We start from the raw sequence: 21,259 nt of genomic DNA on the forward strand, positions 1-21,259 counted from the left end.
CCGGTCGGCCCTGGTGGGACGGACGTCCCGCGTTCCTCGGAAAACGGTGGCGGGGAGCCGACGGTATCCGCGGTCTTCCCTGGCGCGCAAGGAGTTTTCGGTGGCTCAGCGCTCGGCCGCGAGTCCTTTGTGTCGTTCCCGCAATTCGCGCTTGACGATCTTCCCGCTCGGATTCTTGGGAAGACGATCCGCGAACACCACGTACTTGGGACATTTGTAACCGGCGAGGTGTGACTTGGCGTGGTCGACCACTTGCGTTTCGGTGAGAACAACGCCGTCACGCGGGACGACGACCGCGGTCACCGCTTCGATCCAGTGTGGATGGCCGATGCCGAACACGGCGACTTCGGCGACGCCGTCCAGCAGGTACAGCGCTTCTTCGACCTCGCGGCTCGCGACGTTCTCCCCGCCGGTCTTGATCATGTCCTTCTTGCGGTCCACGACGGACAGGTAGCCGGCCTCGTCGAGCACCCCGAGGTCGCCGGAGTGGAACCAGCCCGCGCGGAACGCGGCGGCGGTCTTGTCCTCGTCGCGGTAGTAGCCGAGAGTGGCGTGCGGGCTGCGGTGCACGATCTCGCCGACCACGCCCGGCGCGACCGGCCGGTCCAGCTCGTCGACGATCCGGGTCTCGACGTTGAGCGACGCCCGCCCGGCCGAGCCGGCGCGCTCGAGCTGTTCGTGCGGGCGCAGGATCGTGGCCAGCGGCGCCATCTCCGTCTGGCCGTAGAAGTTCCACAGCTCGACCTCGGGCAGCCGGCGGCGCAGCTCGCGCAGCACCTCGACCGGCATCGCGGACGCGCCGTAGTAACCCTTTCGCAGACTGGACAGGTCGGTGCGGTCGAAGTTTTCGTGGCGCAGCAAGGAGATCCACACCGTCGGCGGGGCGAACAGCTTCGTCGCCCGCTCCCGCTCGACGGCGGCGAGCACGGCGGCCGGGTCCGGGCCGGGCAGGATCACGCTGGTCGCGCCGAGGTAGACGTCGACGGAGAAGAAGCAGTCGAGCTGCGCGCAGTGGTACAGCGGCAGCGAGTGGACCTCGACGTCGTCGGCGCTCATGCCGCCGTCGATCACACACGAGACGTACTGCGCGATCAGCGACCGGCTCGACAGCAGCACGCCCTTCGGCCGCGACTCGGTGCCGGAGGTGTACATGATCCGCAGCGGGTCGTCGTCGGCGACGAAGACGTCCGGCGCGGTCGTGTCCCCTTCGGACAGCCAGGTTTCGACGTCTTCCCACGTGCCGCGGCCGCTCCTGGTGATGCGGCCGCGGACGACGTCGCGGAGGCCGGCCAGCTCGAGCGCCGTGGCGGCGGTCGGTTCGAGCGCGTCCTCGGCGACGAACGCCTTGACCTCGGCGTGCCGGAGGATGTAGGCGATCTCGTCGGGGCCGAGCATGAAGTTGACCGGCACGAGCAGCACCCCGAGCTTCGCGGTGGCGAAGGCGAGCACGCCGAACTGGCGGCAGTTGTGGCTCAGCAGCGCCAGCCGGTCGCCCTTGCGCAGGCCGCGGGCGGCGAGCGCGTGGGCACAGCGGTTGGCGGCGGCTTCGAACTGCGCGAAGGTGAGCTTTTCGCCGCCGTCGACAACGGCGAGCTTGTCCGGCAGCCGCAGCGCGGTGCGGCGGAGGAGGTCACCCAGCGCGTGCTGCCGGGCGCGGTCGACGAGCGGCTGATCCATGCCCGCAGTCTCGGCCGGGGCGCCGGAACTCGCAAGCGTGGGCGCGGGGGAGTCGGCTAGGTTCGGTGATCGTGACGAGCTGGGTCGAGGTGCCCGCGGGGGAGATCGTCCTGCGCGACGAGGGGACGCGGACCGAATGGCCGGTCGCGGTCGCCGCGTTCCGCCTGGCCGCGTTCCCGGTGCTGGTGCCCGGCACGCGGATGCCGGTGACGGAGACGTCCTGGCTCGACGCGGTCGGGCTCTGCAACCGGTTCTCGGCCGAGGCGGGCTTGACGCCGTGCTACCGGCTCGGGTCCGACCCGGACGGTCTCGACGTCGAGTGCGACTGGACGGGGGACGGCTACCGGCTGCCGTCGGAGGCCGAGTGGGAGCACGCGTGCCGCGCCGGGACGACCGGGGTGCGCTACGGCGAGCTGGACGCGATCGCCTGGCACCGCGGCAACTCGGGCGGCGAGCTGCACGAGGTGGGGGAGAAGGAGCCGAACGCCTGGGGCCTGCACGACATGATCGGCAACGTCTGGGAGTGGTGCTGGGACCGCTACGACCCGGCGGTGTACGGCCCGTACCGGGTGTTCCGCGGCGGCGGCTGGTTCGACCCACCGCGCGGCTGCCGGGCGTCGTGCCGGCGCAAGAGCCATCCGACGTTCCGGGTGGAGGACCTCGGCTTCCGGCTGGCGCGCTCCGGGACTGCGGTCAGCCGCTGAGCTTCGCCAGCAGGGCCGCAGCCCGGGCTTCCAGCGGCCGGTACCCGGCCTGGGCGGCCAGCTTCGCCGCCGCCTCGCCGTGCGTCCGGGCCAGGTCGGCGTCCCCGTCCGCCAGCGCGGCCTCCGCCAACCCCGTCAGCGCCGCCGCCTCGCACCAGGTGAAGCTCGTCTCCCGGGCGATGTCGAGCGCCGCCGTGAGGTGGTCGGCCGCCGAGGTGCCGAGGTGGAGGCAGACCTCGCCGAACGCCGTGCGGGCCGAGGCCTCCGTGCCGCGGTCGCCGATGCGGCGGGTCAGCTCCACCGCTTCCGCCGCGTCGGCAAGGGCGCGCGTGCCGTCGCCGACGCGAGCCTCCAGGACCGCTCGGCCGGACAGCGCCGCCGCTTCGCCGTACTGATAACCCAGTTCCCGGTTGGCCGTCAGCGCGCGCTCGTAGAACTCGGCGGCGACGGGACTGCCCAGGTCACGGTGGACGTGCCCGAGGTCGACCAGCAGCACGGCCACGCTGAACGTCGCGCCGTCGTGTTCGGCGATCTCCAGCGCGCGGCCGAAGTGGCGCAGCGCCTCGTCGTGGTCGCCGACCTGGTTGCACGCGAACCCGAGGTTGGCCAGCGCCATCGTGACCCCCGGGATGGCGAGCTCTTCGCACAGCCGCAACGATTCCGCGCCGCACACGATCGCCTCGTGCGGGTCGCCGAGCCGCTGGTGGACCGCGCTCAGGTTGTTGAGCACCGCCGCGCGCCCGGCCGGCCAGTCCGCCGCCAGCCCGTCGTCCAGGACCGTCGTCAGGTGTGTGCAAGCCTCGGCGTAGCGGCCGCTGTTGACCCCGGCGAGCGCGATCGACAGCCGCATCGCGGCCTGCGCCTGCCGCGCCCCGGCGGCCTGCGCGGCGGTGAGCGCGGTGGTCGCGGTGTCGATCCACTCCGTGTGGTGGCCACGGTGGTGGAAGAACGCCCGGAGCGCGTCGGCCAGGTGCCAGGCGTGCTCGTGCGGGCCGTGCGCCGCCGCGTGCTCGACCGCGGAGGCGAGGTTCGGCCACTCGGTGTCGAGCCAGGCGAGCGCGTCCTCGGTGCCCTCGAACGGGTTCGGCGCCTCGGGCCGCGGGAGCCGCAGGAAGTGCGGGATCAACCGGCGCCCGGCCGCGTCCGCCGTCGTGAGGTAGTGGTCGAACAGCCGGCGCAACGCCGCGTCGCGGTCCTCGGCCGGGTCGTCCGCCTCGACGCGCCCGGCCGCGTAACTGCGCAGCAGGTCGTGGAAGCGGTAGCGCCCGGGCAGGTGCCGTTCGACGAGGTTGGCTGCCGAGAGGGCCTTGAGCTGCTGCCCGGCCCGGCCCTCGGTGACGTCGGCGAGCTCCGCGGCCACCGGCGGGGTGAACGTCTGGCCCGGCACCAGCGCGAGCCGCCGGAACAGCAGGCGGTGCTCGACGGGCAATGCCCGGTACGACACCGAAAACGCCGTGGTCACCGCGCTTTCCTCGGCGCCGTCGACGCTGAGCCCGGCCAGCGGGTCGCCGCCGGCGAGCTCACGGGCCAGCTCCGCGATGCCGGACACCTCGCCCGCGCCGAGGTTCGCCGCGGCCAGCCGCAGCGCGAGCGGGAGGTGCCCGCACAGCCGGGCGAGCTCGGCCGCCGCGGCCGGTTCGGCGGCCACCGCGGCCGGCCCGAGCACGGTCTCCAGCAGCTGCCGGGAGTCCTCGGCGGGCAGCACGGCCAGCGCCACCGCGCGGGCCCCGGTGCGGGCGATGAGGTCGCCGAGCCGCTGGCGGCTGGTGACCAGCACGGTGCCCGACGGCGGCAGCAGCGGCGTCACCTGGGCGCTGTCCCGGGCGTTGTCGAGCAGCACCAGGACCTTCCGGTCGGCCAGGAGCGAGCGCCACAGCGCCGTCCGCCCGTCCGGGTCCGGCGGGATCGCGCGCGGGTCGGCGCCCAGGGCCCGCAGCAGCTGGGCGGCAGCGACGGCGGGGGTCAGCGGCTCGTGGTCGGCGTCGAACCCGCGCAGGTCGAGGTAGAGCTGGCCGTCGGGGAAGCGGTCGCGGACGCGGTGCGCCCACCGCACGGCGAGCGCGGTCTTGCCGACCCCGGCGGTGCCGGTCAGCACCCGGATGTCCGGGCCGGCGCCGGCCGGCTCGTCGAGCCGCGCCAGTTCGGCGGCGCGGCCGGTGAAGCCGCCGACGTCGTGGGGGAGCTGGGCCGGGCGGACCGGCTCCGGGGCGCCGTCCAGGGCCGGGTCGGCGGCGAGGATCGCGGCTTCGAGCCGGCTCAGCTCGGGCGCCGGGTCGAGGCCGAGCTCTTCGGCGAGCCGCACGCGCAGCTCGCGGTAGGCGGCAAGGGCGGCGTCGGTGCGGCCTTCGCGGTGCAGGGCGAGCATCAGCTGCCCGACCGGGCGCTGCCGCAGCGGGTGGGCGGCGACCAGCGTCGTCAGTTCGGCGAGCACCGCACGGCCCCGGCCGAGCCGCAGCTGCGCGTCGATCCGGTCTTCCAGCGCGCTCCACCGGGCTTCGCGCAGCCCGGCCAGCAACCGGTCGGCGACGTCGGGTGACGCAGCCCCGGCCAGCGCGTCACCCCGCCAGAGCGCGAGCGCCTCGTCGAGCAGCGCGACGGCCGTCTCGTCGCCGGCCGTGCGGGCCCGCTGGACGAGGGCGGTGAACCGGTGGGCGTCAACGTCACCGGGGTCGGCGCGCAGGACGTACCCGGGGCCTTCGGTGGCCAGTTCGGGGCCGTCCGCGGCCCGGAACACCGCGCGCAGCCGGGAGACCAGCGCCTGGACGGTGTTGCGCGCGCTCGCCGGGGGAGCCGTGGGCCAGAGCAGGTCGACGAGCCGCTCGAGCGAGACCGGGCGGCCGGCTTCGAGGAGCAGGACGGCGAGCACCAGCCGCTGCTTGCGGGACCCGAGGTCGACCGGGGCGCCGTCCGCCGTCGCCTCGACGGCGCCGAGGACGCGGAACTCCACCCGGTCACCTCTCCCTCGTCGGCGTGCAAGCGTACTGCAAGCCCGGTCCGCGATCCTCGGCGTGCTGGCGGACACCACCCCGAAATGTCCGCGGCTGGGGGTAGGGCCACCTCGGCGACCACGCCCCCGGTCGCCGTGGTGGCCCTTTGCCGTGCTCAGCGCGCGGCCGGGTCGATCTGGACGGGGTAGCCGGCCCGCAGGACGGCCAGCGTCGCGGGCGGGGTCAGCACGAGGGCAGTTCCTGCGCCGGGCAGCTTCCGCCGGGTGCCGTACCCGGCGGTCGTCCACTCCGTGAGGTGCCCGTCCACCACGAGCTCCGGGTGCTCGCCGCGCCGGACGAACGCGCCGTCCGGCAGGTCGGCCCAGCGCACCTCGGGCAGCCGGCGGCGGTGGGTGCCGGGGTACAGGCGCTCGCCGTGCAGCCGCCGGTTCATGGCGGTGGCCGACGGCCGGCCCGGCCACGCGTCGCGGTAGGCGTTGTACGCGGGACGGCGGCACTCGCCGCAGGGCCGGTGCCCGGCGGCGAACGAGACGGCCTCGTCGTGGAAGTACAGGTGCGTGTAGCGGTTGGGCAGCCACTGCTCGCGCCACCGGCCGCGGAACTCGAGCGCGCAGGTGATCCACAGGTCGCCGGCGTGGAAGCGGACGATCTCGTGGCCCTCGTGCAGCACCCCGCGGTTGCCGGTCCACGCGCCCCGCAGCGGGATGTCGACGACGTCGCCGGCCGGCGTCACGCGGTTGCGCACGAGGGTGTCCTCTCCGGGTGGCGCGGCGCGCGGGCGCATCGCAGAATGCGCGCATGCAGCCGACGCTCGTCCGGGTGGCGCGCCTGGCCGACCCGGCCGGGCCCGCCGACGGCGTCCGCGTGCTCGTGGAGCGGGTCTGGCCGCGCGGCACCGCCCGGACGGCGGTGGTCCTCGACGGCTGGTACCGGACCCTGGCCCCGTCCGACGCCCTGCGCACCTGGTACGGCCATGACCCGGACCGGTTCGCGGAGTTCGCCGAGCGCTACCGGGCCGAGCTGCGGGAACCGGACCGGGTGGCGGCGCTGGAGCGGCTGCGCGAGCTGGCGGGCGACGGGCCGGTGACCCTGCTGACGGCGAGCGGGTCGCCCCCGATCAGCCAGGCGGCGGTGCTCGCCGGGGTGCTCGGCGGCGAGGGCTGACCTCACGATCTTGCGCCGTCCGGCGCGCTGGTGGTCACGTTCGCCGTGGCGACGCCCAGCGTGGTGTGCTCGGCGACGACGGTCACCGTCCCCGGTGAGCCCGCCACCGGCCGCAGCCAGACGGCCGCCGCGCCGCCCGTCGCGCCGAAGTCCAGCACCGGATCCCCGACCAGCTCGCCCGGCCCGCTCACGCTCACCGTCAGCGATCCGGTCGTCCCGGCCCGCAGGGTGCCGAACCGGTCCAGCGCCGCGATCACGACGCGTGTCGCGTCACTGCCGTCCGCGCGCAGCTCTTTGTCGTCGGCGACGCAGCTGAGCACGTCCCGGCTCCGGTCGCCGCTGAAGCGCCGCGAGACGACCAGCCGGTCCCCGACGTAACCCTCGACGCGCAGCTCCGGACGGCCGCCGCGCGGCACCACCAGGTCGACGGCGAACGGCGGATAGCGCAGGTGCGGGAAGTCCGCGCGACGGCTGCGGGCCGCGCCCGCCGCACGGTCGTCGAGGAACAGCAGCAGCCGGTCGCAGTTCGACCAGATCGTCGCGCCGGGCCCGGGACCGCCCGGCTGGGCCGTGAAGTCCCAGGCGAAGCCGGGCTCCGCGACCGCCCGGACCCGCGGGTCGCCCTGCGAGGCGTAGAACGCCGCCGCCGGCTTCGGGATCCGGAAGAAGTCCGCCACCCCGGCGAACTTCGACCCGCCGACCGACCGCTGCCAGCCCGACGGGTAGTCGAACGCGCACCACGCGAGCAGCCCGCAGTACCGGTCGTCGGCGGCGGCCAGGTCGTGGGCCTTGGCGTGCAGCTCCGCCTGCTGGTGCTGGGTCGCCGCCGGGTCGGTCCGGCGGTAGGAGCGGGACCCGGCGATCGTGCCGATCGTCTCGGTCACCAGGTAGGGCACCCCCGGCCGCGGCGCGCGCAGCTGGAACGGCGCCCCGCGGCGCGCGGTGTAGTCGTTGTAGGCCAGGACCTCGACGTCGGCGCCGGCGAACCGCGCGCCCGTGCTGCTGGCCAGCGCGCCGCTCGTCGGCCGCGACGGGTCGAGCTGCCGCGCGAGCCGCCCGGTCCGCCCGTACATCGCGGTGGTGCCGTTGGCCTCGTTCACGCGGGTGCCCCAGACGATGACGCTCGGGTGGTTGCGGTCGCGGGTGATCATGCCCGAGACGTCGCGGAAGTTCTGCTGCTGCCAGGCGGCGTCGCCGATCCGGCCCCAGCCGGGGATCTCCTCCCAGACGAGCAGGCCCAGCTCGTCGCAGGCGTCGAGGAACGCGCTCGACTGCGGGTAGTGCGAGCAGCGGACCATCGTGCAGTTCAGCTCGCGGCGCAGGATCTCGGCGTCGCGGCGCTGGACGCGGTCCGGCAGCGCGCCGCCGGCGAACGGGTACCACTGGTGGCGGTTGAGCCCGAACAGCTTGAGCCGCCGACCGTTGAGGAAGAAGCCGTCCGGGGTGAACTTCGCCTCGCGGAACCCGATCCGCACGACCCGCTGGTCGAGCGACCGCGGCCCGGACCGGACGTCGACCACGACGTCGCACAGCGCCGGGTCGTCGACGTCCCACAGCCGGACGGCGTCGAGGCCGTGGACGTCGAACTCGACGGTGGTGACGCCGATCGGCATCGGCGCGACGTCGGCCCAGCCCTGGGCCAGCTCCCGGCCCGCCTGCCGCACCGACGCGGTGACCCGCACGGGTTCGGTGCGCGCAACGGTCGTGTCGAGCTCGCACTTGAGGTGGAGCGAACGGGCGGGGGAGAGGGCGTCGACCGGGCGCGCGAAGACGTCGGACAGGCGGGTGCGGGGCACGGTGCCGATCGAGGCCGGACGGTAGATCCCGGCCGGCTGGTAGAAGTCGATGACCGACGGGCCCGCGGCGCTGGGCAGGTTCGGCGGGACGTCGAGCTGCCAGCGCCCGTCGACGACCACGGCGAGGACGTTGTCGCCCGCCGTCACCTGCGGCAGCTCGACCTCGAACGGGAGGTAGCCGCCCTCGTGGGTGGCGACGAGCGTGCCGTTGAGGTGCACCGCCGCGGTGGTCATGACCCCTTCGAAGCGGGCCCGGACGCGCTCGGCCGTCATCGCCGGGGTCACCGTGAAGTGCTTGCGGTAGATCCACCGGTCCTGCCACGACGACGGCTGCCAGCCGGTCCAGGAAAGCGGTGTCACGCAGTGCGGCAGCTGGACCGGGCTCAGGTCGGTTTCGTCGAACCCGAGGTCGGCGCAGCCGTCGGCGTACCGCCCGAAGAGCCAGAAATCGCCCAGCCGCACGGCATCCGGATCGGGCTCGGCGAGCCCGGCCGACCCGGCGGCGGTCGAGCCGACCACGGCCGCGCCGAGCAGCGCGGCCCCGCCCGCGGCGAGGAACCCGCGCCGCGACAGCCGCGGTTCCGAGTCGGCCATCAACGACCTCCGTGCTCCGGCGAGCGCCCGTTCGTCCCACCCTTGCATCGCTTGTGGCCGGTAAGACGTCACAGCCGATCGGCGGGTTGCTCAGCGGAGGGTCGAGGTGCGCACCACCAGTTCCGGCGTGAAGACGACCTGCCGGTGCTCGTGCCCGGTTTCGGTGGTTTCGGCCAGCAGCAGCTCCGCCGCCGTGCGGCCGAGGCGGCGGCGGGGCTGGCGGACCGAGGTCAGGGGGACCGCGGCCGCCGCGGCGAACTCGATGTCGTCGTACCCCACGATCGCCAGGTCCTCCGGGACGCGCATGCGCAGGTTCGCGCACGTCTGGAGCAGGCCGAGCGCGACCAGGTCGTTGGCGCAGAACGCCGCGGTCGGGCGGATCGACGCGGGCAGCCCGGCCAGGCGCTCGCCGGCGCCCCGGCCGTCGGCCACCGTCAGCGCCGTTGTCGTGAGGTCGACGAGGTGGTCGGGACCGAGCCCGGCCGCGCGGAGCGCGCGCAACGCGCCGAGCCGCCGGTCGCGGACCTGGCCGACCGTCGTGTGGTTGCCGATGAACGCGATCCGGTCGTGGCCCTGCTCGACCAGGTGCCGCACGGCGATCTCGCCGCCGTAGACGTCGTCGACGGCGACCGAACAGTGGGAAGTGCCTTCGGGGGTGCGGTCGACGACCACCACCGGCGTGCCGCGGCGGGCGATCTCGCGCAGCAGCGGCGCGTCCGGGTCGACCGGGGTGATGAGGATGCCCTGCACCCGCTGCTGTTCGAGCCGGTCGAGGTAGGCCTCCTCGCGGGACGGCTGGTGCGCGCTGTTGCAGAGGAACAGCGAGAGGTCACCCTCGTCGGCCGCGTCCTCCATGCCAGCCGCTACGTCGGTGAAGAACGGGTTACTGCCGTCGAGCATCACGTAGGCCAGCACCCGGCTGCGTCCCGCCCGCAGCTGCCGCGCGGACTCATTGCGCACGAACCGGAGCTCCGCCATCGCGGCCTCGACCTTTGCGCGGGTGGCCGGGCTGACGCGGTCCGGGCGGTTGAGCACGTTGGACACCGTGCCGAGGGAGACCCCGGCGGCCGCGGCGACGTCCTTCATGCCCGCCGCTCTCGGCTCGGCGCCGGACTCCTGGACCGTCATCGGGACCCCCTTCGGCCAGCACTGTTGAAACGTAACATCGCCACGCACGGCGAGCCTTCGAAGCCGTTTGGCCACGGTTCGGCCGATGCATTGACTTGCTCTTCAACCGCATAGTAGCGTCACCGCGCCAGGTTTGTGAAACCTTTCAATCCGGAGGTCGCGATGACGCGGCAGGACCCGGGCCGGGCCCCTCTGCTGGAGGTGCGCGGCGTGACGAAGTCGTTCGGCGCGGTCGCGGCCGTCGCCGGGGTGAGCTTCGGGCTGCACGCCGGAGAGGCCCACGCGCTCGTCGGCGAAAACGGCGCCGGCAAGTCCACGATCGTGAAGATGCTCGCCGGGGTGCACAAGCCCGACGACGGCACGCTGCTGCTGGCCGGGCGGCCGGTCGAGTTCGGCTCCCCGGCCGACGCCAAGGCCGCCGGCATCGCGGTCATCTACCAGGAACCCACCCTGTTCCCGGACCTTTCGGTCGCCGAGAACATCGTGATGGGCCGCCACCCGCGCAAGAGCCTCGGCCGCATCGACCGGACGGCGATTCGCGCCGAGGCCGACCGGCTCTTCACCCGGCTCGGCGTCCGGATCGACCCGGCCCGCCCGGCGCGCGGGCTGTCGATCGCCGACCAGCAGATCGTCGAGATCGCCAAGGCGCTCAGCGCCGACGCCCGCGTGCTGGTGATGGACGAGCCGACCGCCGCGCTCAGCCGCGTCGAGGTCGAACGGCTCTTCACCGTCGCGAGGACGCTGCGCGAGGAAGGCGCGGCGATCATGTTCATCTCGCACCGGTTCGAGGAGATCACCGAGCTGTGCCAGCGCGTGACGATCATGCGCGACGGCAAGCACGTCTCGACGGACCTGCTCGACGACGTCACGGTCGACGAGATGGTCAAGCGCATGGTCGGGCGCGACCTGGACGCGCTGTTTCCCAAGCAGGACGTCGAACCCGGCGCGGTGGTCCTCGAAGTCGAAGGCCTGGCCCGGGAAGGCGTCTTCCGTGACATCTCCTTCTCGGTGCGGGCCGGGGAGATCGTCGCGTTCGCCGGCCTCGTCGGGTCGGGACGCTCGGAGGTCGTCCAGGCCGTCTTCGGGGTCGACGAGCGCGACGCGGGTGTCGTGCGGGTCAGCGGGAAGAAGCTGAAGCCGCACTCGTCCCGGGCCGCAATGTCCGCCGGTATGGCGCTCGTCCCGGAAGACCGGCGCCAGCAGGGGCTGATCATGGACCTCTCGATCGAGCGGAACGTGACGCTGCCGCGCTCCGGCGCGCTGGCGAAGCTCGGGTTCCTGGGCGGCGGGAGCGAACGGCAGGAAGCCGCGCACTGGACCGAACGGCTGCGCACCAAGTACCGCCGCCTCACCGACCCGGTCGGCACGCTCTCGGGCGGCAACCAGCAGAAGGTCGTGCTGGCCAAGTGGCTGGCGATGGCGCCGAAGGTGCTGATCGTGGACGAGCCGACCCGCGGCATCGACGTCGGCACGAAGGCCGAGGTGCACCGGCTGATGTCGGCGCTGGCCGCCGAAGGGGTCGCGATCGTCATGGTCTCCTCGGAGCTGCCCGAGGTGCTCGGCATGGCCGACCGCGTCCTGGTGATGCGCGAGGGCCGGATCGTCGCCGAGCTTCCGCGCGCCGAGGCCACCGAAGACACCGTCATGTTCGCCGCGATGGGGCAGGGAGCCGCCGCATGACCGTGACCAGGGAAGCCCCGCCCGCCGGGGCCGCGACCGTCCACTCGCGACGGTCGTGGACCGCGAACGTCTTCAAGGCCCGCGAGTCCGGCATCGTGCTGGCGCTCATCGTCCTCGTCGTGTTCACCGCGACGCAGAACTCCCGGTTCCTGTCCGGGCAGAGCATCCGCGACATCCTGCTCGGCACGGCGATCCTCGCGGTGCTGGCCGTCGGGCAGGCGGTCGTGATCATCACCCGCAACATCGACCTGTCGGTCGGGTCCGTGCTCGGCCTTTCGGCGTTCGCCGTGGGCTCGCTGATGCGCGACAACCCCGGTCTCCCGGTGGTCGTCGCGCTGCTCGCCGGCCTGGTCGTCGGCGCGGTCTGCGGCCTGCTCAACGGCGTGCTCGTCCGGTTCGGCCAGGTCCCCGCGCTGGTCGTCACGCTCGGCACGCTCTACGCCTACCGCGGGGTCAGCTTCTTCTGGGCCGGCGGCCAGCAGATCAACGCCGACAAGCTGCCGGCGTCCTTCCTGGACTTCGGCACGGCGTCGCTCCTCGGGATCCCGTGGCTGGTGCTGATCGCGCTGGTCGTGCTGGTGATCGCCGGGATCGTGCTGCGCAGCTACCGCGCCGGCCGCGAGCTGTACGCCATGGGCTCCAGCCCGCAGGCGGCGAAGCTGGCGGGCATCAAGGTCGGCCGCAACACCAGCGCGGCGTTCCTCGTCAGCGGCGCGCTCGCCGGCCTGGCCGGCGTCCTGTTCGCGGCCCGCTTCGGCACCGTGGACGCGGCCGCCGGCACCGGCTACGAGCTGAACGTCGTCGCCGCGGCCGTGGTCGGCGGGGTCGCGGTGTTCGGCGGCAGCGGCTCGGTCTGGGGCGCGGGCCTCGGCGCGCTGCTGCTGACGGTCATCGGCAGCGCCCTGGCCGTGCTCGACATCAACCAGTTCTGGCAGCAGGCGATCGTCGGCGCGCTGATCCTGCTGGCCATCGGCGCCGACCGGCTGGTCGCCGTCCGGGTCGCCAAGGCACTGAAGAAGAGGGATTCCCATGTCTGACCCCGGGAACCGGCTCGGCCGGCTGCTCAGCTGGGACGCCGCCGTCGTGCTGGTGACGGTGATCGTGCTGATCATCGCCTCCGGTGCCGTGGACAACTTCGGCACCAGCCGCAACTTCACCTTCCTGCTGCTCGACCTGCTGCCGATCGCGCTGATCGCGCTGCCGATGACGTTCATCATCGTCACCGGTGAGATCGACCTCTCGGTGGCGAGCACGCTCGGGCTGACGTCCGCGGTGATGGGGTCGCTGTGGGACGCGGGCCTGTCGATCGAGACGATCATCCCGCTGTGCGTCGTGCTGGGCGCGGTCCTCGGCGCCGTCAACGGCTTCTTCGTCACGGTGCTGAAACTGCCCGCTCTCGCCGTCACGATCGGCACGCTCGCGCTGTACCGCGGCCTGGCCTTCGTGGTCCTCGGCGACGGCGCGGTCGCCGACTTCCCGCGGGCCTACACGAGCTGGGTCACCGGCACGATCGGCGACGGCCCGATCCCGAACGTCCTGGTCCCGCTGGTCGTCATCGCGCTGGTCTTCGGGGTCGTGCTCCACGCGACGCCGGTCGGCCGCAGCGTCTTCGCGGCCGGCGCCGGGGAGCAGGCCGCGCGGTTCGCCGGGATCCGCACCGGACGGCTGAAGTTCTGGCTCTACGTCGTGAGCGGCGCGGTCGCCGGGGTCGCCGGGGTGCTGTGGACGCTGCGGTACTCCAGCGCCCGCGCCGACAACGGCTTCGGCCTCGAACTGGCCGTCGTGGCCGCCGTGCTCCTCGGCGGCGTGTCCATCTTCGGTGGCAAGGGCACGCTGCCCGGCGTGCTCGCCGGGGTGGTCCTGCTGGCCTCCCTGCAGAACGCGCTGCGCCTGCAGGACGTGTCGAACGAAGCCCTCAACATCGTGACCGGCGTGCTGCTGATCGTGTCGGTCCTGCTGCCCAACATCGTCTCCTCGGCCCGGACGGCTTTGCGCCGCCGGAGCCGGGCGACTGCTCCGGTATCCCCAGAAAGGTGACGAAGATGTCCCGACGGTTCCTCACCGGCGCAGTGTCGGCCGGGCTGGTGCTCGTGCTGGCCGCCTGCGGCGGCACGACCAAGAACGACAGTGCCGGCTCCGGCGCCCAGCAGTCCACCGCGGCGGCGAACCCGAACGCCGCGGCCAAAGAGGGCGTCAAGATGGCGTTCCTGCCCAAGCAGCTCAACAACCCCTACAGCGACATCGAGGTCAGCGGCGGCAAGGCGGCCCTGGGCGAGCTGAAGGGCGAGTACAAGCTCGTCGGGCCGAACGACGCGAGCGCGTCCTCGCAGGTCAGCTACATCAACACGCTGATCCAGCAGCAGCAGGACGTGATCGGCATCGCCGCGAACGACCCGAACGCCGTGTGCCCGTCGCTCAACCAGGCCCGCAGCGCCGGCATCAAGGTCGTCGCCTTCGACTCCGACGCCGCCAAGGACTGCCGCGACGTCTTCATCAACCAGGCCACTACCCAGGGCATCGGCGAGGCGCTGGCCAAGCAGGCCAAGGACCTCTCCGGCGGCTCCGGCGAGATCGCGGTCCTGTCCGCGACGCCGAACGCCACCAACCAGAACGCCTGGATCGACGTGCTCAAGAAGGAGCTGGCCAAGCCGGAGTACGCGAGCCTGAAGCTGGACAAGGTCGCCTACGGCAACGACGACGACCAGAAGTCGTTCCAGGAGGCCCAGGGCCTGCTGCAGTCGTTCCCGAACCTCAAGGTGATCGTCTCGCCGACCACCGTGGGCATCGCGGCCGCCGCGCGCTACGTCAGCTCGTCGAGCTACAAGGGCAAGGTCGCGGTGACCGGGCTGGGCACGCCGAACCAGATGCGCGCGTTCGTCAAGGACGGCACCGTGAAGCAGTTCGCGCTGTGGAACCCGGCGGACATCGGCTACCTCGCCGCCTACGCGGGTGTCGCGCTGTCGTCGGGCCAGATCACCGGCAAGGAAGGCGAGAAGTTCAAGGCCGGCAAGCTCGGTGACTACACCATCGGCGCGAGCGGTGAGATCGTCCTCGGCCCGCCGACGACGTTCGACGCGAACAACATCGACAAGTTCAACTTCTGATGCCACGGTACTGCTTCTGCCTCCAGGTGAAGCCCGACCGGCGTGCCGAGTACGCCGAGCGGCACCGGGCGGTGTGGCCCGAGATGCGCCAAGCCCTGCACGACTCCGGCTGGCGCAACTATTCGCTGTTCCTGCGCGACGACGGCCTGCTGGTCGGCTACCTCGAGGCCGACGACCTCGCCGTCGCGCAGGCGGCGATGGACCGCACCGAGGTCAACCGCCGCTGGCAAGCGGAGATGGCGGAGTTCTTCACCGGCCTCGACGGCGGCCGGCCGGACGAAGGGGTCCGGCTGCTCGACGAGGTCTTCCACCTCGACGTCCGGGAAGGACAGTGATCCCTGTGGATGTCAAAGCGGCGCTGCGCGCCCAGCGCATCGAAACACCGTCGTGGGCGTACGCGAACTCGGGTACGCGCTTCAAGGTGTTCCCGCAGCCCGGGGTGCCCCGCACCCCCGAAGAGAAGATCGCCGACGCGGCCACGGTGCACCGCTTCACCGGGGTAGCGCCGAGCGTCGCGCTCCACATTCCGTGGGACCGCGTCGACGACTACGGCGCGCTGACCGCGTACGCGCGTGACCAGGGGGTGGAGATCGGCGCGATCAACACCAACGTGTTCCAGGACGAGGACTACAAGCTCGGCTCGGTGACCAACCCGGACGCCGGGATCCGGCGCAAGGCCACCGACCACCTGCTCGAGGCGATCTCGATCATGGACGCGACGGGCTCGCGCGACCTCAAGCTGTGGTTCTCCGACGGGATCAACTACCCGGGCCAGGACGACATCCGCGACCGCCAGGACCGGCTGGCCGCGGCGCTGCGCGAGACGTACGACCGGCTCGGGCCGGACCAGCGGATGCTGCTGGAGTACAAGCTCTTCGAGCCCGCCTTCTACGCCACCGACGTCCCGGACTGGGGCACCTCGTACGCCCACTGCATCGAGCTGGGGGAGCGGGCGACGGTCTGCATCGACACCGGCCACCACGCGCCGGGGACGAACATCGAGTTCATCGTGGCGTTCCTGTTGCGGGCCGGGAAGCTCGGCGCGTTCGACTTCAACTCGCGCTTCTACGCCGACGACGACCTGATGGTCGGTGCGGCGGACCCGTTCCAGCTGTTCCGGATCATGTACGAGATCGTCCGCGGCGAGGCCCTCGACCCGGCGTACGGGATCGCGTTCATGCTCGACCAGTGCCACAACATCGAGGCCAAGATCCCGGCGATCATCCGGTCGGTGATGAACGTCCAGGAGGCCACGGCGAAGGCGCTGCTCGTGGACCGCCCCGCGTTGCGCGTGGCCCAGCAGGCCGGTGACGTGCTCGCCGCGAACGCCGTGCTGATGGACGCCTACAACACCGACGTCCGGCCGCTGCTGGCCGAGCTGCGCACCGACGCCGGGCTCGACCCGGACCCGGTCGCGGCCTACCACCGCAGCGGGTACCAGGAAAAGATCGTGGCCGAGCGGGCCGGCGGCACGCAGGCCGGATGGGGAGCATGAGGATGACCGTGCCCGAGGAGCTCGTCGCGCGCAGCAACGCGCTCGGCGCCGACCCGCGGAACACGAACTACGCCGGCGGCAACACCTCGGCCAAGGGCACCGCCCTCGACCCGGTCACCGGCACCCCGGCGGAGCTGCTGTGGGTCAAGGGGTCCGGCGGTGACCTCGGCACGCTGACCGAGGCCGGGCTGGCGGTGCTGCGGCTGGACCGGCTGCGCGCGCTCGTCGACGTCTACCCGGGTGTCGAGCGCGAGGACGAGATGGTCGCCGCGTTCGACTACTGCCTGCACGGCCGCGGCGGCGCGGCGCCCTCGATCGACACCGCGATGCACGGCCTGGTCGAAGCGCCGCACGTCGACCACCTGCACCCGGACTCCGGCATCGCGCTGGCCACCGCGGCCGACGGCGCGGCGCTGACCAAGGAGTGCTTCGGCGACCGCGTCGCGTGGGTCGACTGGCGGCGCCCGGGATTCCAGCTCGGCCTGGACCTCGCCGCCGTCAAGGAAGCCAACCCGCAGGCGATCGGCGTGATCCTCGGCGGGCACGGCATCACGGCGTGGGGCGCTACTTCCGAGGAGTGCGAGCGGAACTCCCTCGACATCATCCGGACCGCCGAGGAGTTCCTGGCGGCTCGCGGGTCCGCCGAGCCGTTCGGTCCGGTCGTCCCGGGCTTCGAAGCCCTCGCCTCGGAGGAACGGCACGCGCGTGCGGCAGCCTTGGCGCCGGTGATCCGCGGGCTCGCCTCGACCGACCAGCGGCAGGTCGGGCACTACACCGACGGCGACGTCGTCCTCGAGTTCCTGGCGCGGGAGAAGCTCGCGACGCTCGCCGCGCTCGGGACGTCGTGCCCGGACCACTTCCTGCGCACCAAGGTGCGGCCGCTGGTCGTGGACCTGCCCAGCTCGGCGCCCCTCGAGGATGTCGTCGCGCGGCTGAAGGAGCTGCACGCCGAGTACCGCGATGAATACCGGTCCTACTACGACCGGCACGCCACGCCGGACTCGCCCGCGATGCGGGGCGCCGACCCGGCGATCGTGCTGGTGCCGGGGGTCGGGATGTTCTCGTTCGGGAAGGACAAGCAGACCGCGCGGGTGGCGGGCGAGTTCTACGTCAACGCGATCAACGTCATGCGCGGCGCGGAGTCCGTCTCGACCTACGCGCCGATTCCCGAGTCCGAAAAGTTCCGGATCGAGTACTGGGCGCTCGAAGAAGCCAAGCTGCAACGGATGCCGAAGCCCAAGCCCCTGGCCGGGCGGATCGCGCTGGTGACCGGGGCCGGGTCGGGCATCGGGAAGGCCATCGCCCGGCGGCTCGCCGCTGAAGGCGCGTGCGTGACGATCGCGGACCTGAACGCCGACGCGGCTTCCGAAGTGGCCGCCGAGCTCGGCGGGATCGCGGTCACCGCCGACGTCACCGACGCGGCCGCCGTGCAGGCCGCGGTCGACGCCACCGTGCTCGCCTTCGGCGGCATCGACCTGGTGGTCAACAACGCCGGGCTCTCCATCTCGAAGCCGCTGCTGGAGACCACCGAACGGGACTGGGACCTCCAGCACGACGTGATGGCCAAGGGCTCGTTCCTGGTCGCGCGGGCGGCGGCGAAGGCGATGGTCGACCAGGGCATCGGCGGCGACGTCGTCTACATCTCGTCGAAGAACGCGGTGTTCGCGGGCCCGAACAACGTCGCCTACGGCGCCGCGAAGGCCGACCAGGCCCACCAGGTCCGGTTGCTGGCGGCCGAGCTGGGCGGCCACGGCATCCGCGTCAACGGCGTCAACCCCGACGGTGTTGTCCAGGGCTCCGGCATCTTCGCCGGCGGCTGGGGCGCGCAACGTGCCGCGGTGTACGGCGTCGAGGAGGCGAAGCTCGGCGAGTTCTACGCCCAGCGCACCATCCTCAAGCGCGAGGTGCTGCCCGAGCACGTCGCGGCCGCCGTGTTCGCCCTCACCGGCGGCGACCTGACCCACACCACCGGCTTGCACGTCCCCGTGGACGCCGGGGTGGCCGCCGCGTTCCTGCGCTGAAGGAGGCTCGATGACCCTCGACCGCATCACGCCGCGCAAGACCCGCGTCGGGCTCGTCGCGGGCGGGCTCGGCGCGTACTGGCCGCAGTTCCCGTCGCTGTTGCCCCAGCTGCAGAAGTCGGCCCGGCGCGTTGCTTCCCGGCTGTCCGGAATGGACTGTGAGGTCGTCGACGTCGGGTTCGTCTCGGATGCTTCCGAAGGCGCGGCCGCCGCCGAGAAGCTGCGGGTCGCCGGCTGCGACCTGATCATCGGCTTCCTCACGACGTACCTGACCTCCAGCATGCTCGCGCCGGTCGCGCAGCGCTCGGGCGCGCCGGTGCTGCTGCTCAACCTGCAGCCGACCGAGGTGATGGACCACGAGTCGTTCGACACCGGCGCGTGGCTGGCCTACTGCGGGGCCTGCCCGCTGCCGGAGATGGCCAACACGTTCCGCCGGCTCGGCGTCGAGTTCCGCTCGGTGTCCGGGTACCTCGAGGACGAACGCGCGTGGACCCGTATCGCCCGGTGGATCAAGGCGGCGGGGGTCCGCGCGGCCTTGCGGCACGGCCGCCACGGCCTGCTCGGGCACCTCTACCCGGGCATGATGGACGTCTCCACCGACCCGACCCTCGTGTCGGCGCAGCTCGGCGGGCACGTCGAGGTCCTGGAGGTCGACGACCTGCGGGTGCGCGTCGAGCAGGTATCCGACGCGGAGACCAAGGACCGCATGGACCTCGCGCGCGATGTGTTCACTGTGGACGAGTCCGTCGTGGACGAAGACTTCGCCTGGGGCGCCCGGGTTTCCGTCGCGCTCGACCGGCTCGTCGAGGATTTCTCACTCGACTCCCTGGCCTATTACCACCGTGGCCTCGACGGCGAGACGCACGAACGGGTCGGCGCCGGGTTCATCCTCGGCGCGTCGTTGCTCACCGCGCGCGGCATCCCCGCGGTCGGCGAGTACGAGCTGCGGACGTCCCTGGCGATGCTGGTCATGGACCGGCTCGGCGCGGGCGGTTCGTTCACCGAGCTGCAGGCGCTGAACTTCCGGGACAACGTGGTCGAGATGGGCCACGACGGCCCGGCGCACCTCGGCATCAGCGCGCGCAAGCCGCTGCTGCGCGGCCTCGGCGTCTACCACGGCAAGCGCGGCTGGGGCGTGTCGGTGGAGTTCGACGTCAAGCCCGGGCCGGTGACGCTGTGCGGGCTCGGGCAGGGGCGCGACGGCACATTCTCGCTCGTCGTGTCGGAAGGCACGGTGGTGCCCGGGCCGCTGCTGCGGATCGGCAACACGACCTCGCGCGTCGACTTCGGCGGTGACCCGGGGGAGTGGACCGACGCCTGGTCGGCCAGCGGCATCGCGCACCACTGGGCCCTGGGCACCGGCCACCGCGTCGCCGAGCTGACGGCGGTGGCGGACCTGCTCGGCCTGGAGCTGACCGTGGTGCGGGCGTGACGCGGGTCGCGGCCGTCGACCTCGGCGCGTCCAGCGGGCGCGTGATGGCCGGGACCGTCGGTCGTTCGACGCTGCGCCTCGAGGAGGTCCGGCGCTTCCCCAACGGCGGCGTCCGCGCGGGCCCGGTGCTGTACTGGGACGTTCTGGGCCTGTACCGGGAGACCCTCGCGGGGATCCGCGACGCCGGCCCGCTGGACGGCGTCGGCATCGACTCGTGGGCCGTCGACTACGGGCTCCTCGACGCGTCCGGCGCCCTGCTCGGCAACCCGGTGCACCACCGCGACTCCCGCACCGACGGGATCCCGGAGAAGGTGGCCGCGTCGGTGTCCGCGCGTGAGCTCTACGACGTCACTGGGCTGCAGCAGCTGCCCTTCAACACGCTCTACCAGCTGGTGTCCGAACCGGACCGGCTGGGCGCGGCCCGCACGATGCTGCTGGTCCCGGACCTGCTGAACTACTGGCTGACCGGCGAGATCGGCGCCGAGCGCACCAACGCGTCCACCACCCAGCTCTACGACGTCCGCGCGCGGACGTGGGCCACCGGCCTGGCAACGCGGGTCGGCATCCCGCCGCGGCTGTTGCCGCCACTGCGCGACCCCGGCACGGTGGTCGGCCCGGCGCGGGAGCTGTCCGGCGTTCCGGTGATCGCGGTCGGGTCGCACGACACGGCGTCGGCCGTCGTCGCGGTCCCGGCCGAGCCGGGGACGAACTTCGCGTACATCTCGTGCGGCACCTGGTCGCTGGCCGGGCTGGAGCTTGCCGAGCCGGAGCTGGGTGACGCGGCGCTGGCCGCGAACTTCACCAACGAAGGCGGCGTCGACGGCACGATTCGCTTCCTGCGCAACGTGATGGGCCTGTGGGTGCTGTCGGAGACACTGCGCACGTGGTCGCGGTCGGACCTGCCGGACCTGCTCACCGCGGCGGCCGAGGCCCCCGCGCTGGCGGCCGTCGTCGACATCGACGCCCCGGAGTTCCTGCCGCCCGGCGACATGCCTTCGCGCATCGCGGCGGCCTGCCGCGCGACCGGCCAGCGCCCGCCGTCGGCCCCGGCCGAGGTGGTCCGGTGCATCGTGGACAGCCTGGCCCTGGCCCACCGCCGCACCCTCCGCACGGCGGCTTCGGTCACGGGCCGCCGGATCGACGTGGTCCACATCGTCGGCGGCGGCGCGCGCAACGAGCTCCTGTGCCAGTTGACGGCCGACGCGTGCGGCGTCCCGGTCCTGGCGGGCCCGGTCGAGGCGGCCGCGCTGGGGAACGTCCTGGTGCAGGCCCGGGCGCTAGGGGAGGACCTGCCGGACCTGGCGGCGATGCGGGCCCTGGTCCGCGAGACCCAGGAGGTCCGCCGTTACGAGCCCACCGGCACCGGCGACTGGGTGGCCGCGGAAGCGTGCCTGTCCGGCCTGCCGCGGCCGTGGGGGGGGGGGGGGGGGGGGGGGGGGGGGGGGGGGGGAGAGAAAAAAAAAAAGGAGGGGGCGGAAACAAAGAGGGGGGGCATTTGTTGGTTTTTTTTTTTTCT

The 21,259-nt window shown here is 72.8% G+C and carries 16 protein-coding genes; 11 read left to right on the top strand and 5 right to left on the bottom strand.

What is annotated here, in order from left to right; all coding sequences use genetic code 11:
- Window positions 1–105: 105 nt before the first annotated feature.
- Window positions 106–1,677 (bottom strand): acyl-CoA synthetase, encoded by a 1,572-nt coding sequence (locus ACZ63E_RS34990; protein WP_465340509.1) that lies wholly within the window; start codon window positions 1,675–1,677, stop codon window positions 106–108.
- Window positions 1,678–1,745: 68 nt separating this feature from the next.
- Between ACZ63E_RS34990 and ACZ63E_RS34995 the strand changes: the two genes are divergently transcribed.
- Complete coding sequence (locus ACZ63E_RS34995; protein WP_465340670.1) at window positions 1,746–2,381, top strand: formylglycine-generating enzyme family protein; 636 nt, start codon at window positions 1,746–1,748, stop codon at window positions 2,379–2,381.
- Here the strand turns inward: ACZ63E_RS34995 and ACZ63E_RS35000 are convergent.
- Both ACZ63E_RS35000 and ACZ63E_RS35005 read right to left on the bottom strand, forming a co-directional pair.
- Complete coding sequence (locus ACZ63E_RS35000; protein WP_465340511.1) at window positions 2,371–5,328, bottom strand: AfsR/SARP family transcriptional regulator; 2,958 nt, start codon at window positions 5,326–5,328, stop codon at window positions 2,371–2,373. The genes ACZ63E_RS34995 and ACZ63E_RS35000 overlap by 11 nt on opposite strands.
- A gap of 155 nt (window positions 5,329–5,483) precedes the next feature.
- Window positions 5,484–6,074 carry a hypothetical protein gene (locus ACZ63E_RS35005; protein ID WP_465340512.1) on the bottom strand — a complete coding sequence of 197 codons (591 nt, stop codon included), beginning with the start codon at window positions 6,072–6,074 and terminating at the stop codon, window positions 5,484–5,486.
- A gap of 53 nt (window positions 6,075–6,127) precedes the next feature.
- Between ACZ63E_RS35005 and ACZ63E_RS35010 the strand changes: the two genes are divergently transcribed.
- On the top strand, window positions 6,128–6,493 hold the full coding sequence (locus ACZ63E_RS35010; RefSeq protein WP_465304605.1) for a DUF488 domain-containing protein: 366 nt from the start codon (window positions 6,128–6,130) through the stop codon (window positions 6,491–6,493).
- 2 nt (window positions 6,494–6,495) lie between these two features.
- On the opposite strand, the gene ACZ63E_RS35015 is transcribed toward ACZ63E_RS35010, so the two are convergent.
- Window positions 6,496–8,883, bottom strand: a complete 2,388-nt coding sequence (locus ACZ63E_RS35015; RefSeq protein ID WP_465340514.1) for a glycoside hydrolase family 2 protein — start codon at window positions 8,881–8,883, stop codon at window positions 6,496–6,498.
- A gap of 90 nt (window positions 8,884–8,973) precedes the next feature.
- Window positions 8,974–10,011, bottom strand: coding sequence for a LacI family DNA-binding transcriptional regulator (locus ACZ63E_RS35020; protein ID WP_465340515.1), 1,038 nt, complete (start codon window positions 10,009–10,011; stop codon window positions 8,974–8,976).
- A 162-nt stretch (window positions 10,012–10,173) separates the two neighbouring features.
- On the opposite strand from ACZ63E_RS35020, the gene ACZ63E_RS35025 reads away from it, so the two are divergent.
- From ACZ63E_RS35025 to ACZ63E_RS35065, 9 genes are all read left to right on the top strand, one after another.
- Window positions 10,174–11,691: a sugar ABC transporter ATP-binding protein gene (locus ACZ63E_RS35025; RefSeq protein ID WP_465340516.1), complete on the top strand. Its 1,518-nt coding sequence runs from the start codon at window positions 10,174–10,176 to the stop codon at window positions 11,689–11,691.
- Complete coding sequence (locus ACZ63E_RS35030) at window positions 11,688–12,728, top strand: ABC transporter permease (protein WP_465340517.1); 1,041 nt, start codon at window positions 11,688–11,690, stop codon at window positions 12,726–12,728. Before ACZ63E_RS35025 ends, ACZ63E_RS35030 begins: the two co-directional genes overlap by 4 nt.
- Window positions 12,721–13,728: an ABC transporter permease gene (locus ACZ63E_RS35035; RefSeq protein ID WP_465340518.1), complete on the top strand. Its 1,008-nt coding sequence runs from the start codon at window positions 12,721–12,723 to the stop codon at window positions 13,726–13,728. The genes ACZ63E_RS35030 and ACZ63E_RS35035 overlap by 8 nt, the downstream gene beginning before the upstream one ends.
- Window positions 13,729–13,733: 5 nt before the next feature.
- Complete coding sequence (gene rhaS, locus ACZ63E_RS35040) at window positions 13,734–14,795, top strand: rhamnose ABC transporter substrate-binding protein (RefSeq protein ID WP_465340519.1); 1,062 nt, start codon at window positions 13,734–13,736, stop codon at window positions 14,793–14,795.
- Window positions 14,795–15,130 (top strand): L-rhamnose mutarotase, encoded by a 336-nt coding sequence (locus tag ACZ63E_RS35045; RefSeq protein WP_465340520.1) that lies wholly within the window; start codon window positions 14,795–14,797, stop codon window positions 15,128–15,130. The genes rhaS and ACZ63E_RS35045 overlap by 1 nt, the downstream gene beginning before the upstream one ends.
- Window positions 15,127–16,290, top strand: a complete 1,164-nt coding sequence (gene rhaI, locus ACZ63E_RS35050; RefSeq protein ID WP_465304622.1) for an L-rhamnose isomerase — start codon at window positions 15,127–15,129, stop codon at window positions 16,288–16,290. The genes ACZ63E_RS35045 and rhaI overlap by 4 nt, the downstream gene beginning before the upstream one ends.
- Before the next feature lie 2 nt (window positions 16,291–16,292).
- Window positions 16,293–18,311, top strand: coding sequence for a bifunctional aldolase/short-chain dehydrogenase (locus ACZ63E_RS35055; RefSeq protein ID WP_465340521.1), 2,019 nt, complete (start codon window positions 16,293–16,295; stop codon window positions 18,309–18,311).
- A 10-nt stretch (window positions 18,312–18,321) separates the two neighbouring features.
- Complete coding sequence (locus ACZ63E_RS35060; protein ID WP_465340522.1) at window positions 18,322–19,743, top strand: arabinose isomerase; 1,422 nt, start codon at window positions 18,322–18,324, stop codon at window positions 19,741–19,743.
- 44 nt (window positions 19,744–19,787) lie between these two features.
- Window positions 19,788–21,259, top strand: a 1,472-nt coding sequence (locus tag ACZ63E_RS35065; protein WP_465340671.1) for a rhamnulokinase, incomplete at its 3' end; no start/stop codon positions are given.

It is taken from the genome of Amycolatopsis sp. NPDC104819 (genome assembly GCF_055583145.1).

Excerpts from the sequence above, each read along its gene's own strand:
- ACZ63E_RS35020 (WP_465340515.1), bottom strand. The coding sequence starts at position 10,011 with ATGACGGTCCAGGAGTCCGGCGCCGAGCCGAGAGCGGCGGGCATGAAG.
- ACZ63E_RS35025 (WP_465340516.1), top strand. The coding sequence starts at position 10,174 with ATGACGCGGCAGGACCCGGGCCGGGCCCCTCTGCTGGAGGTGCGCGGC.
- rhaS (WP_465340519.1), top strand. The coding sequence starts at position 13,734 with ATGTCCCGACGGTTCCTCACCGGCGCAGTGTCGGCCGGGCTGGTGCTC.
- ACZ63E_RS35055 (WP_465340521.1), top strand. The coding sequence starts at position 16,293 with ATGACCGTGCCCGAGGAGCTCGTCGCGCGCAGCAACGCGCTCGGCGCC.
- ACZ63E_RS35060 (WP_465340522.1), top strand. The coding sequence starts at position 18,322 with ATGACCCTCGACCGCATCACGCCGCGCAAGACCCGCGTCGGGCTCGTC.
- ACZ63E_RS34990 (WP_465340509.1), bottom strand. The coding sequence starts at position 1,677 with ATGGATCAGCCGCTCGTCGACCGCGCCCGGCAGCACGCGCTGGGTGAC.
- ACZ63E_RS35035 (WP_465340518.1), top strand. The coding sequence starts at position 12,721 with ATGTCTGACCCCGGGAACCGGCTCGGCCGGCTGCTCAGCTGGGACGCC.
- ACZ63E_RS35045 (WP_465340520.1), top strand. The coding sequence starts at position 14,795 with ATGCCACGGTACTGCTTCTGCCTCCAGGTGAAGCCCGACCGGCGTGCC.
- ACZ63E_RS35030 (WP_465340517.1), top strand. The coding sequence starts at position 11,688 with ATGACCGTGACCAGGGAAGCCCCGCCCGCCGGGGCCGCGACCGTCCAC.
- ACZ63E_RS35015 (WP_465340514.1), bottom strand. The coding sequence starts at position 8,883 with ATGGCCGACTCGGAACCGCGGCTGTCGCGGCGCGGGTTCCTCGCCGCG.
- ACZ63E_RS35010 (WP_465304605.1), top strand. The coding sequence starts at position 6,128 with ATGCAGCCGACGCTCGTCCGGGTGGCGCGCCTGGCCGACCCGGCCGGG.